11 protein-coding genes are annotated in these 13,577 nt (G+C 49.0%); all 11 read left to right on the top strand.

Annotated elements, in window-relative coordinates; all coding sequences use genetic code 11:
• Positions 1–70 precede the first annotated feature (70 nt).
• On the top strand, positions 71–1,585 hold the full coding sequence (locus NQ502_RS00195) for a bifunctional ADP-dependent NAD(P)H-hydrate dehydratase/NAD(P)H-hydrate epimerase (protein ID WP_044983050.1): 1,515 nt from the start codon (positions 71–73) through the stop codon (positions 1,583–1,585).
• Positions 1,582–2,727: an alanine racemase gene (gene alr, locus NQ502_RS00190; protein WP_028527890.1), complete on the top strand. Its 1,146-nt coding sequence runs from the start codon at positions 1,582–1,584 to the stop codon at positions 2,725–2,727. The genes NQ502_RS00195 and alr overlap by 4 nt, the downstream gene beginning before the upstream one ends.
• A gap of 57 nt (positions 2,728–2,784) precedes the next feature.
• Positions 2,785–3,132 (top strand): type II toxin-antitoxin system PemK/MazF family toxin, encoded by a 348-nt coding sequence (locus NQ502_RS00185; protein WP_028527891.1) that lies wholly within the window; start codon positions 2,785–2,787, stop codon positions 3,130–3,132.
• Positions 3,133–3,212: 80 nt separating this feature from the next.
• Positions 3,213–4,574, top strand: coding sequence for a hemolysin family protein (locus tag NQ502_RS00180; RefSeq protein ID WP_028527892.1), 1,362 nt, complete (start codon positions 3,213–3,215; stop codon positions 4,572–4,574).
• The gene (locus tag NQ502_RS00175) at positions 4,544–5,272 is read left to right on the top strand and encodes a YebC/PmpR family DNA-binding transcriptional regulator (RefSeq protein WP_028527893.1); all 729 of its coding nucleotides are present in this window, start codon (positions 4,544–4,546) and stop codon (positions 5,270–5,272) included. Before NQ502_RS00180 ends, NQ502_RS00175 begins: the two co-directional genes overlap by 31 nt.
• A gap of 54 nt (positions 5,273–5,326) precedes the next feature.
• Complete coding sequence (locus tag NQ502_RS00170; protein ID WP_044983052.1) at positions 5,327–5,971, top strand: ClpP family protease; 645 nt, start codon at positions 5,327–5,329, stop codon at positions 5,969–5,971.
• Between the two features lie 121 nt (positions 5,972–6,092).
• Complete coding sequence (locus NQ502_RS00165) at positions 6,093–7,478, top strand: alanine/glycine:cation symporter family protein (RefSeq protein ID WP_028527895.1); 1,386 nt, start codon at positions 6,093–6,095, stop codon at positions 7,476–7,478.
• A gap of 64 nt (positions 7,479–7,542) precedes the next feature.
• Positions 7,543–8,922 carry an aminopeptidase gene (locus NQ502_RS00160; RefSeq protein ID WP_028527896.1) on the top strand — a complete coding sequence of 460 codons (1,380 nt, stop codon included), beginning with the start codon at positions 7,543–7,545 and terminating at the stop codon, positions 8,920–8,922.
• A gap of 100 nt (positions 8,923–9,022) precedes the next feature.
• Positions 9,023–9,898: an undecaprenyl-diphosphate phosphatase gene (locus NQ502_RS00155; RefSeq protein ID WP_028527897.1), complete on the top strand. Its 876-nt coding sequence runs from the start codon at positions 9,023–9,025 to the stop codon at positions 9,896–9,898.
• Between the two features lie 35 nt (positions 9,899–9,933).
• On the top strand, positions 9,934–12,366 hold the full coding sequence (locus NQ502_RS00150; protein WP_028527898.1) for an FtsK/SpoIIIE family DNA translocase: 2,433 nt from the start codon (positions 9,934–9,936) through the stop codon (positions 12,364–12,366).
• A gap of 53 nt (positions 12,367–12,419) precedes the next feature.
• Positions 12,420–13,562 (top strand): chitobiase/beta-hexosaminidase C-terminal domain-containing protein, encoded by a 1,143-nt coding sequence (locus tag NQ502_RS00145; protein ID WP_049898052.1) that lies wholly within the window; start codon positions 12,420–12,422, stop codon positions 13,560–13,562.
• The last annotated feature ends 15 nt before the right edge of the window (positions 13,563–13,577 follow it).

Here is a 13,577-nt window from a genome sequence, read left to right as displayed (position 1 = left end):
GGATGTTGTACCTGCGGATGCGAGAAGGCGGATCGGGTACAACATTATTTTGCTTTTTGGGAGGAGTATGATGAGACGTGTTGTAACCACACAGCAGATGAAAGAAGCAGATGAATACACGATCAGAAAGATGGGAATACCGTCACTGGTTCTTATGGAGCGGGCGGCGCTTGCCTGTGTCGATGTGCTGAAACGGGAATTTCCGCTGGAACGTGTTTTGGTACTGTGCGGAACCGGAAATAACGGCGGTGACGGGATCGCCATCGGACGCATCCTGCATCTGGCGGGGTATGACGTGACTATATGCCTGACAGGAAATGACGCGCATCGCAGCGAAGAAAATAAAACACAGAAAGAAATTGCAGAAAATTATGGTACAACCTTTGTAAACAACCCGGACCCGGCTGAATATACTACTATAGTAGATTCCGTTTTCGGAATCGGTTTGTCGCGGGAGCTTTCTTCCCAGTACTGCGAGCTGTTTCAAAAAGTCAACTCGTCGCGTGCAAAAGTGCTGGCTGTGGATATCCCGTCCGGCATACATGGAAATACTGCAGAAATACTGGGGGAAGCCGTGCGTGCGGATGTGACGGTGACCTTTGCATTTGCAAAACCGGGCCTTTTGATGTATCCAGGAGCGGATTTTATCGGCAGGCTGGAAGTCTGTGATATCGGAATCTATGAAGCAGATAATGTTGTCTGTCAGCCGGATATCCGCCAGCTGGATGAAAGGGAACGCGCATGGATAAAACGCCGCAATCCCGGCGGAAACAAAGGCACCTTTGGAAAGATCCTGCTGATCGCGGGATCGGTAAACATGTGCGGAGCATCTTATCTCAGCGGAATGGCCGGGTTTTTGACGGGAGCCGGAATGGTCAAGATCCATACGGTCCGGGAAAACCGTGTGATACTGCAGCAGCAGTTTCCCGAGGCTATGCTGTCCGTATATGATGATACCGACCCGAACCTGTCAGGGCTGGAAGAGGCGATTGGCTGGGCGGATGTGATTGGAATCGGTCCCGGTCTCGGAACCTCACGGACAGCGGAAGAACTTCTGGACCGTGTGCTTGCCGTCTGTCAGGTTCCGCTCGTTATCGATGCAGACGGGCTGAATCTGCTGTCAAGAGATACGGACAGGCTCAGGGAACTGAAATGTCCCTGCATCGTAACGCCTCATCTGGGGGAAATGGGCAGGCTGACCGGAATGGATGTTTCCAGTATCCAGAAGGACCGTCTGAAGACGGCAGCTGAGTTTGCCGGAAATTATCATGTGGTATGCGTACAGAAAGATGCGCGGACGGTCATCGCCGATCCCGAAGGCATGATATTCATCAATACAACGGGGAACAGCGGAATGGCAACAGCCGGAAGCGGAGATGTCCTGACGGGAGTGATCCTGGGACTTTTGGGGACCGGCATGCCGGCGAGGGAGGCGGCAGCCCTCGGGGTCTGGCTGCACGGCTGTGCGGGGGATGCAGCAGCCCGGAAGGTGGGAGAAGCTTCGGTCATGGCCGGTAAGCTTCTGGAAGAGATTCCGGGCTGTATAAGAAATGACAGTAACGATACGGAAGAAGGGAAAGTATGAAATCAGTCAGCAGAATCGCTGCCAGGATTGACCTGGATGCGATAGAAGAGAACTTCAGGCAGATGAGGGCAAATATCGAAGAAGGGACCAGGATGGTGGCTGTCATCAAGGCGGACGGTTACGGCCACGGTGCTGTGAGGATCGCCAGGCTTGTGGAACATTACGATTATCTCTGGGGATTTGCAGTTGCGACAACGGAAGAAGCTGTCCAGCTGCGTGAACACGGGATCAGGAAGCCGGTTATGATCCTGGGATTTGTGTTTGAAGAAGATTATGGGACGGTTGTGAGGTATGACCTGAGACCAACCGTCTTTACGCTCTCCATGGCAAAGGCGCTTTCAGATGCCGGTGGAGAAGAGAAGAAAAAGGTCCATGTACACATAGCACTGGATACGGGAATGAGCCGCATCGGCTTTTCTGATACGGAGGAGAGTGTCCGGCAGATACAAGACATCTACAGACTTCCCTGGATCAGTGTTGAAGGTATGTTTACACACTTTGCAAGGGCTGATGAAGTTTCGCTGGAACCTGCCCGCCTGCAGCTGGAGCGTTACCTGAAATTTCAGACCATGCTCGAAAACGCGGGAATTGATGTCGGACTGAGACACTGCAGCAACAGTGCGGGCATCATGCAGTTTCCGGAGGCAAATCTGGATCTGGTACGGGCCGGCATCAGTATTTATGGGCTCTATCCGTCGAACGAGGTCTGCAGGGAACCGGTACATCTGACGCCCGCCATGAGCCTGATCAGCCATATCTCTTATCTCAAGACACTGGACGCAGGAGTGGCAGTCAGTTACGGCGGTACATATATTACAGAAAAGAAAACAAAGGTTGCGACGATACCGGTTGGATATGCGGACGGTTATGCCAGAACACTCTCCAACAAGGGGTATGTACTGATTCGCGGCAGGCGTGCACCGATCATCGGCCGAGTCTGTATGGATCAGTTTATGGTCGACGTTACACAGATAGAGGGCGTGCGGGAACTTGATAAAGTAACACTGATCGGACAAGACGGTTCGGAACGGATCACGATGGAACTGCTGGGGGAACTCTCCGGCCGGTTCAATTATGAATTCGCATGCTGTATCAACAAACGGGTGCCGCGCGTCTATGTGAAAGATGGAAAAATTGAATAACACCAGATAAATATGGAAATACTATGGCTAGAACATAGGAATCGGAGTGTGAATGGTGTGGTTATTAAACGCGGTGATATCTTTTATGCGGACTTAAGACCGGTAGTGGGAAGTGAGCAGGGCGGTATTCGTCCTGTGCTGATTATACAGAATGATATAGGAAACAAGCACAGTCCAACAGTGATCTGTGCGGCGATCACGTCCAAGATGAACAAGGCAAAACTGCCTACGCACATTGAAATTGATGCGTCATCGTATGCGATTGTCAAAGATTCCGTTATTTTACTGGAACAGCTTCGTACGATCGATAAACAACGGTTAAAAGATAAAGTATGCCATCTGGATTCAGATCTGTTAAGACAAGTCAATAAGGCACTTTGTATTAGTCTTGAACTTTCTACATAAAGGGAGTCCATATTGACGAATTGGATGGATGATGGTATATTTTTAATGACAAAAGATGAGTGAATATAAAGGAGTAATACATGGACGATGGCAGCAGCCCTTTACCTGGGGTTCTAATTTTTCTTATTTTTACGGTCATTAGTGTTGTGATGAATACTTTTCGCGCTGCACTTTTGAATATCAGTGAAAGTAACGCTGAAAAAGAGGCGGAGAGCGGAAATGGGAAGTACGCATATATGCTGCGGCTGATAGAAGAGCCGTTTTTGCTGAACAGTACGGCACAGGTCGTTACAATGCTGTTCGGCATGGCTGCCGGGCTTTCTGTTGTCCGAAGGTTTTCCGGCTATTTTCATGGAATTGTTACGCCATACATAACAAGTACTCCGGGCTGGGTGATATCCGGGATTCTCATCGTACTGATACTGCTGATTCTTTCCATTTCTGTCGGATATCTTGCACCGCAGAAAATAGGATCTTATCATGCTGAGAGCTGTGCCGTTAAACTTGTCGGCGCCGTTCGCCTGATCATTATGGTTATGACACCGGTTACGTTCTTTTTAAACAGGGCTGCAAACGGACTCGTGCGCCTGTTCGGCATCGATCCTTACCATTACCAGGATGATGTCACGGAAGATGAGATCATCGATCTTGTCGATGAAGCGCATGAACAGGGTGTTATCCTGGAAAGCGAAGCCGAGATGATTCAGAATATCATGGCATTCGGTGATAAAACGGCACGAGATATCATGACACACAGGAAGAACGTCAATGCGATCGAAGCATCGACAACACTCGGTGAGGCGATGGCATTTATGCTGGAAAACAGCAATACGCGTTATCCTGTATATTATGAGACGATCGATAATATCATCGGCATCATTCACATGAAAGATGCGGCCATTCAGATGATCGAACATAATCAGCAGGATGCCCCTGTCTGTGAGATTAAAAATCTTGTCAGATACGTGGGGTTCATTCCGGAGACACGGAATATTGACTCAATTTTTAAAGCCATGCAGGCAAAAAAGGTACACATGACGATCGTCATCGATGAGTACGGACAGACCTCCGGTATCGTGACGATGGAAGATATCCTTGAGGAGATCGTCGGAAACATCCTGGACGAGTACGATGACAGCGATGATTTTATTCAGCCGCAGTTTGATGACAGTATGCTGATGGACGGGCTGACTCCGCTGGAACAGGTAGGGGAAGTTCTGGGACTGGATTTTGACGATCAGGATTTTGAAACACTGAACGGATATCTGACCTCACTGCTCGGTCATATTCCGACAGAGGAGGACAAGGAGGTGGAAGCGCTTGGTTATCGCTTTCAGATTCTGGTAGTAGAAGACAATATCATACAGAAATTACGAGTAACTAAAGGAAAGCAGGAAGAGGGAGAGGACACATGTCTGGACATTCAAAATTCGCAAACATAAAACACAAGAAAGAAAAAAACGATGCGAAAAAAGGAAAGATTTTTACCATTATCGGCCGTGAGATCGTGGTAGCTGTCAAAGAAGGCGGACCGGATCCGGCCAACAACAGCAAGCTGCGGGACGTGATCGCAAAGGCAAAGGCCAACAACATGCCGAATGACACCATTGACCGCGGAATCAAAAAGGCAGCGGGGGATGCGAATGCCTCCAACTACGAGTATATTACCTATGAGGGTTACGGACCGAACGGCATTGCCATTATCGTTGACGCGCTGACAGACAACAAAAACCGGACTGCGGCAAATGTGAGAAGCGCATTTACGAAGGGAAACGGAAATATCGGAACACCCGGATGCGTATCTTTTATGTTTGATAAAAAAGGCCAGATCATTATTTCCAAAGAGGAGTGTGAGATGGATGCGGATGATCTGATGATGATCGCGCTTGATGCAGGTGCGGAAGACTTTTCAGAGGAAGAGGACAGCTATGAGGTTTTAACGGATCCCGATGACTTTTCAGCAGTGCGCGAAGCACTGGAAAACGACGGTGTTTCGATGGCGTCTGCAGAAGTGACCATGATTCCACAGACCTGGGTTGCACTTGACGACGAAACTGCAGTCAAAAATCTTCAGAAAACCCTGGATCTTCTGGAGGATGACGATGATGTACAGTATGTATATCACAACTGGGACGAGTAAGGCATAAAATTCTTCCATGCGCACATACTAACTCAAAAAAAGGAGTACCTGCACATGGAAAATACAACAAAGACCGGTAATATGGCAGAACTGGAATCGAGTATACAGCTGCTCACTATTATCGGAGAGATCGAGGGGCACGAAGCACTTCCGGAGCGTTCTAAAACGACAAAATATGAACATATCCTTCCGCGTCTTGCGATGGTTGAGGACAACGACCGTATTGAGGGAATGCTGGTTCTCTTAAACACAGTGGGAGGCGATGTGGAAGCCGGCCTTGCCATCGCAGAGATGATCGCATCTCTTGGCAAACCGACCGTCTCTCTTGTACTGGGAGGGGGCCATTCGATCGGTGTGCCGCTGGCGGTTTCTTCGGATTATTCGTTTATTGTACCGAGCGCGACCATGGTGATTCATCCGGTACGCTCCAACGGCATGTTCATCGGGGTGGCACAGTCCTACCGCAATATTGAAAAGACTCAGGACCGGATCACCGAGTTTGTGTCCGGGCATTCCAATATCTCCCAGCAGCGCCTGGAAGAGCTGATGCTGGATACCGGAATGCTGGTGAAAGATGTCGGAACCATGCTCGATGGAAAAGAAGCCGTCCGCGAGGGTCTGATCGATGAGGTCGGAGGGATCAGCAAGGCTCTTGCCAAGCTCCGGGAACTGATCGAACAGGAAAAACAGAATGCTTGACAGCTGATTTCAGAAAGTGCCTGACTTAGGGCACTTTTTTCCATCTCTGCTGTATCATTGCAGTAATAAAGGAAGTCCGTTCTGTATATAGTAAGAGGAACAACGATGCTTTGAGGTCGAAATGGAAAAAGCTGCGGAAGTGTTGAGAAGGATTGATGATATCGTATGGGGACCTGCGATGATCATCTTTATTCTGGGGACGGGAATCTGGCTGATGGTAAAAATGAGATTTTTGCCTGTACGAAATCTGGGATACGCACTGAAGTGCGTACTTGGACGGGATTCCAGAATGAAGGAGGACGGTGACGGAGATATCTCGTCTTTCTCCTCATTGATGACGGAGCTTGCAGCAACGATCGGAACAGGCAACATCGTTGGCGTGGCGACTGCAATGGTGTTAGGCGGGCCGGGTGCGCTGCTATGGATGATGCTTTCTGCACTGACCGGTTTTTCCACGAAATTTGCTGAGAGCATGTTGTCGGTCAAGTACCGGGTCGTCAATGAGCAGGGGGAAATATCGGGCGGTCCGATGTATACGATGCGGCAGGCATTTCCAAACAGAAAGATGGGGCAGCTCTTTGGCACACTGTTTGCTGTGTTTGCCGTGTTTGCATCTTTCGGCATTGGAAATATGACGCAGTCCAACTCGATCGCAGCGGCGATGAAAGAAACCTTTGGCATATCGGAGGGGCTGACGGGGCTGGCGGCAACTCTGTTTGCCATTTTCGCTATTCTGGGAGGTATCAAGTCCATTTCCCGCGTGACGCAGATTCTTGTGCCGTGTATGGCGGTATTCTATATGGCGGGGGCGCTGGCCGTTATCATTATGAACCTGGAAAACCTTCCGGGCGGTATTGCAGCGATCGTCACGATGGCGTTTTCTCCGAGGGCTGCTGCCGGCGGAATGGGGGGCACGCTGGTCGTATCAGCACAGCAGGCACTGCGCTGGGGAGTATCCAGGGGCGTATTTTCCAACGAGGCCGGTCTTGGCGCAGCAGGGATAAGTGCGGCGGCCGCTAATACCGATGATCCGGTGAGGCAGGGATATATCAGTATGACGGGGGTGTTTTTTGATACGATCGTGATCTGCCTGGTGACAGGTCTTGCACTTGCAGCGTCCGGCGTGCTGGGGATGACCGACGGTTCCGGAGAACTGGTGACCGGCTCCGCACTGACCATAGCGGCTTTTTCTACAACTTTTGGAAACTGGGGCGGTTATCTGGTCAGTATCGGCATCGCACTGTTTGCATTTGCGACGATCATCGCCTGGGAATACCAGGGAGAAAAGGCCTTCGAGTTTCTTGTAAAAAAGCCGAAGTACTGTATTGTCTATCGGTTTTTGTATGCGCTGGCGGTGTTTCTGGGGGCTACCTGCGCGCTGGATGTGGTGTGGGACTTTTCAGACATTATGAATGCACTGATGGCAGTCCCGAACCTGATCTGTGTCTTACTGCTGTCAAAAACCGTGACTGATGAAATCATGAAACATCAGCAGCGGATAAAGTGACTGGGGTGGAAAATTGTGTTATACTATTACCTGGTGTAATAGTAAGAAGACAGGAGCGATAACAGTGGATAAAAAAAGTATATGGACGAAATATCATAAAGAACAGAAACAGGAACTGAATCAAATATGCGAAAAGTACAAGAATTATCTGACCATCGGGAAGACTGAGCGGGAGTGTGTCAGCCTTATGATAAAAGAAGCAGAATCATACGGCTATCGCGATCTGAGGGCTATCATCGATAACGGGGAAAAGCTAAAACCTCAGGATCGGGTGTACATTGAAAAAATGGGAAAAACCGTAATGTTCTTTCAGGTAGGTGAGGAGTGTCTGGAGCATGGAATGAATATCCTGGGTGCGCATATCGACTCTCCGCGCCTCGATGTAAAACAGATTCCTCTCTATGAAAAGTCAGAGTTTGCGTATCTGGACGCCCATTACTACGGCGGCATTAAAAAGTACCAGTGGCTGGCGCTCCCGCTGGCCATTCATGGTGTCGTTGTGAAGAAGGACGGCACCGTTGTAACTATATCAATCGGAGAAAAAGAGACAGATCCCGTGTTCGTCATGTCGGATCTCCTCGTACATCTCTCATCCAAGCAGATGAAACAAAACGCCGGCACGTTTATCGACGGGGAGCAGATGGACCTGCTGATCGGCAATATGCCGGCGGACATAGAAGAAAAGGAGAGTGTAAAGCTTGGCGTGCTCGCTATCCTGAAAGAGGCGTATGATATCGAAGAAGAAGATTTTATGTCCGCTGAACTGGAGATCGTGCCGGCCGGAGCCGCCAGAGACTGCGGACTTGACCGCAGTATGATCATGGGTTACGGTCAGGATGACCGGGTGTGTGCATTCACCTCTTTTATGGCGATGATGCAGCTGGAAAAGACGGACAGGACATGCTGCTGCATTCTGGCGGATAAAGAAGAAATCGGCAGTGTCGGCGCCACCGGTATGCAGTCACGCTTTTTTGAGAACGCCGTGGCTGAACTGATGGCATGTACGGAGGGATATTCTGATTTAAGGCTCAGACGCGCACTTGAGAATTCCAGCATGATGTCCTCAGATGTAAGCGCTGCGTACGATCCCATGTATGCAGATGTATTTGAGGATAAAAATTCCGCTTTCTTCTCACACGGCATTGTGCTCAACAAGTATACGGGAAGCCGCGGAAAGAGCGGCAGCAACGATGCAAACCCGGAGTTCATAGCCGCTCTGCGTGCGATCCTGGATAAAAACGGCGTCTGTTACCAGACCGCCGAACTCGGCAGGGTTGATGCCGGAGGCGGAGGGACGATTGCCTATATCATGGCGAACTATGGAATGAACGTGATCGACTGCGGGGTAGCGGTACTCTGTATGCATGCACCGTGGGAAGTTGCAAGCAAAGCGGACATCTATGAGGCAGTGAAGTGTTACCGCAGTTTTTTGAGGGAAGCTTAGTGTGGATAAAAACGGCAAAGACTCCGAAAACATCGTTTGTATATCGAAAAAACCTATGGTATAATACGGAAGTGTATGACAATAAGGGTGGTTAAAGAGGATGAGTTTATTACAGGCAATACTAATGGGGATCATACAGGGATGTACGGAGTTTCTGCCGGTCAGCAGTTCCGGACACCTGTCCCTCATGAAACACGTGCTGCATATGCAGACGGATACGGGAATATTATTTGATGTAATGCTGCATGTCGGAACTCTGACAGCAGTTTTTGTTGCGTTTTGGGCGGATATCAGGCGTCTGTTTATTGAACTGATCCGAATGATCCGGGATCTGGCAGGAAACGGAAAAATATATATTCAGAATCTCAGCGGCAGTGAGGAGCGCAGATATCAGAAGATCGTACATAATAATTACCGTAAATTTATCATTATGATTCTGGTATCCACGATTCCCACAATTATCATCGGTGTACTGATGAATCAGCTGGCGGTCCAGGCTGCCGAGTCTCTGCTTGCCGCCGGGATAGGGCTTTATATCACGAGCGTGCTGCTGCTCGTTGTCGATTATAATAAAGACGGGAAAAAGCTGCCGCGTGAGGTCGGTTATGGATGCGCGCTTCTCATCGGAGTCTGCCAGGGGATTGCAGTGTTTCCGGGCATCTCACGCTCCGGAGTTACGATTGTGGCCTGCCTGCTCTGCGGATTCCATAGGAAATTTTCGATAAAGTATTCATTTATCATGGCTGTTCCGGCCGTCATTGGTGCAGCCGTATGGGAGCTCAGGGAACTTTCCGGGATTTCATTTCATGCGGCATCCTTTTTTTATGGACTGGCCGGCGTTGTGACCGCAGCAGTTGTCGGTTTTTTCTGTATTAAGATAATGCTGCATTTAATCAGGAAAAGTCAGTTCCGCTTTTTTGCACTTTACTGTTTTTTGATCGGAACGACTGCAATTATATGTAATTATGTTTTATGATACCAGATTATTTTATAAAAGGGGAGCAAGAGGTTATGGCAGCAACACAGAAAAAAAAATCTGTCCGAAAAAACACCCGGCAGACGAACAAAAGAACGACGGCCAAACGTGCCGGAGCAAAAAACAGCAGCCCTGTTTATCAGGATGTCATCGTTTTAGTTGTTCTGGCAGTTTCTATTGTACTGTTCATCAGTAATTTTGGAATCGGGGGAGTCGTCGGCAATGCGGTCAGCTCTTTCTTTTTCGGGATATTCGGCCTGATGGCGTATGTATTTCCTGCATTGCTGTTTGCAGGAACGGCATTCTATATTTCGAATCAAAAGAATTCTCTGATATTCCGAAAGATGTCGGGACTGATCGGATGCATTGTTTTTCTGTGCGGGTTTCTTCATCTCCTGACGGTAGGAGACGGCGGGCATACTCTGATTGAGAGTTTTAAGCTGTGTGCGAAAGAAAAGATTGGCGGGGGCATCACCGGGGCTTTTGAGGCATGGCTGTTTGGTCTCGCTTTCGGTGAGATCGGTGCGTATGTGATCATTGTTGCGGGACTTGTGATATCGGCGATCATCATGACTCAGAAGCCGGTGGTCTCTTCCCTTCGCAAGTACAGTTCCAGAGCATATCAGAATGTTTCAAAGGCGCATCAGGAGTATAAGGATAACAAACCGCAGCGGGAAGCGAAACGTGTGAAACGGAAGGAAGTGGAAGTGGATTTCAATTTAAAGGAAGACTCTGGTGCCCAACAGGAATCAACAGATACGCCGAAAGAGATTAAAACCTTCAGTTTCCTTGATGAGCTGACACTGCAAAAAGAGACTCCTGCTGAGGAGGTTCAGCCTTTAGCTCCGGTATTCCATCCGGAGGAGGCAAAGATCCCGGATTTTGAGGAAAAACAGGAGCCGCAGAAGAAAAAACGCGCGTCCAGACAAGAAGTGCAGGAAAGCGTGATGGAGATCAAAGGCGAGCTTTCAGAAGAAAATGCTGAGAAACGTGTAACGGAAGAGTATCAGTTTCCTCCGATTTCCCTGCTCTCCAAGGGCAGCGGAGGTAAAAACGGCAATACGCCGCAGTCTTTAAAGGCAACTGCGCTGAAGCTTCAGCAGACCCTTAAAAATTTCGGCGTCAACGTCACGATCAGCGATATCAGCTGCGGACCGACGGTAACGCGCTATGAGCTTCAGCCGGATCAGGGAGTCAAGGTAAGCCGGATTGTGAATCTGGCAGACGATATCAAGCTGAATCTGGCTGCTGCCGATATCCGGATTGAGGCTCCGATTCCGGGCAAGGCTGCCGTGGGAATCGAAGTACCCAACAAGACAAACAGCGCCGTGCTGCTGCGGGAGCTGCTGGAATCTGATGCATTTCAGGAACATCCTTCTTCTATCGCATTTGCGGTGGGAAAAGACATCGCAGGCCAGCCTGTGATCTCGGATATTGCCAAGATGCCGCATCTTCTGATCGCGGGAGCGACAGGATCCGGTAAATCGGTGTGTATCAATACGCTGATCATGAGCATTCTGTATAAGGCGGATCCGGACGATGTCAAACTGATCATGATTGATCCGAAAGTTGTGGAACTGAGTGTCTATAACGGCATTCCGCATCTGTATATTCCGGTTGTGACGGAACCGAAAAAGGCGGCGGGTGCTCTGAACTGGGCTGTTGCAGAAATGACGGAACGATATAATAAATTTGCAGAATACAATGTACGGGATCTGAAAGGATATAATGCGAAGGTCAGCAGGATATCCGGGATCGATGATGAAACCAAGCCAAAGAAGATGCCGCAGGTAGTGATTATCGTGGACGAACTTGCCGATCTCATGATGGTTGCACCGGGAGAAGTGGAGGATGCCATCTGCCGTCTGGCACAGCTGGCAAGAGCTGCGGGCATCCACCTGATCATTGCGACGCAGCGTCCGTCCGTGAATGTCATTACCGGTCTGATCAAAGCAAATATGCCGTCCCGCATTGCATTTTCGGTTTCGTCGGGAGTCGATTCGAGAACAATACTGGATATGAACGGAGCAGAAAAACTGCTCGGTAAGGGAGATATGCTGTTTTACCCGCAGGGATATCAGAAGCCTGCCCGCGTACAGGGATCCTTCGTTTCGGACAAAGAAGTCGCAGATGTGGTGGAATTCCTTGCGAAGACGCATGGTGTGTCGGAATATGATTCAGAAGTAGAGGATAAGATCAATCATCACAGCACTTCTGAGGCGTCCCCGATGGATACTGCGAGTGACCGCGATGAGTACTTTGTGCAGGCAGGACGTTTTATCATCGATAAGGACAAGGCATCGATCGGAATGCTCCAGCGGATGTTTAAAATCGGATTCAACCGTGCTGCCAGAGTCATGGACCAGCTGAGCGACGCGGGGGTCGTAGGGCCTGAGGAAGGCACGAAACCCAGAAAAATACTGATGAGTATGGAAGAATTCGAAAATTATATTGAAGAATCCCTGTAATTGCCTTATGATTAAAGAGTAAAGCCGCAGCGAGTGCGGCAAGGGAGGAAAAAATGAGATGTTCATATTGCGGTGCCCCGGTAGAAAAGGGAAGGGTTTTCTGCCTCAACTGCGGAGAAGAAATACAATGGGTGCCTGAATATCATGCGATTGGTTCATACCGTTCCAATGAACAGGTGAGTCAGCAGCGTGCATCTAAAGAGATGACTTATCCGCGGATGCAGCCGGTACAGAAGGAACCGGAGAAGAAACCGGAAAAGCGTAAAAAGAAAAAATGGCCGTTTGTTCTTGTGTTTTTTCTGGCTGTTATAGCGGCAGCTGTCGGAATCTTATTATATCAGGAATATACAAGGCAGCAGCAGTACCAGTCATTTGATTATCAATATAAAATGGCGGAGGAGATGTGGCGGGATCAGGATTATGGAGAGGCCATGGTCTATATTAACCGTGCAGTCACGCTGGATACTGATCGCACAGATGCAAAGCTTCTGAAAGCCCGGATCCTGTATGATTCCGGTCAAAAAGAAAAGTGTGCAGAGTTTTTGCAGGCTGTGATCGGGGAAAATCCTGACAGTGAGGATGCATATTCTTTACTGATTCAGATTTATGAAGAAGACGGTGATACGGATTCGATCAGACACCTTGTGGAAAACATCAGCGACGCAGGCATCAGGGATATGTTCTCTGAGTATCTGCCGGTGGAAGTCTTGTTTACTCCTGTCGCAGGAGATTATGAGGAGCTGCTGACCGTTGAACTGTACACAGAGGGTACTCAGAAATGCATTATTTATTATACGACGGACGGGACGATACCGACGGAAGACAGTGATCCTTATAAGGTCGGCATTCCGCTGACTGAGGGGACGACAACGATCAGAGCAGTTGCCGTCAATGAACGGGATATCCCGGGAGATATAAAGAGCAGTACTTATGAAATCGCGATACCTATGCCGGAAGTACCCGTGATCTCACCGGCGTCGGGGGAATACCAGAGCTCGGCAGGTTTACAGATTGAGATTGCTGTTCCCGATGGGTGTACAGCGTATTATTCCTTTGACGAAAAGCCGACGACCGGAAGCACAAAATATACCGGACCTGTAGCGATGCCTCAGGGAGAATATACATTTTATGCGATCATCGTGAATCAGAACGGAAAGGAAAGCTACCCCGGCAGTGCCACATACATTGTAAAATAGAAAATTCCATACACA

Source organism: Ruminococcus gauvreauii, from assembly GCF_025151995.1.
In the GTDB taxonomy this organism is placed as follows: domain Bacteria; phylum Bacillota; class Clostridia; order Lachnospirales; family Lachnospiraceae; genus Ruminococcus_G; species Ruminococcus_G gauvreauii.
The sequence above is the reverse complement of the archived record's forward strand: the minus strand, read 5'-3'. Positions and strand labels throughout refer to the sequence as shown.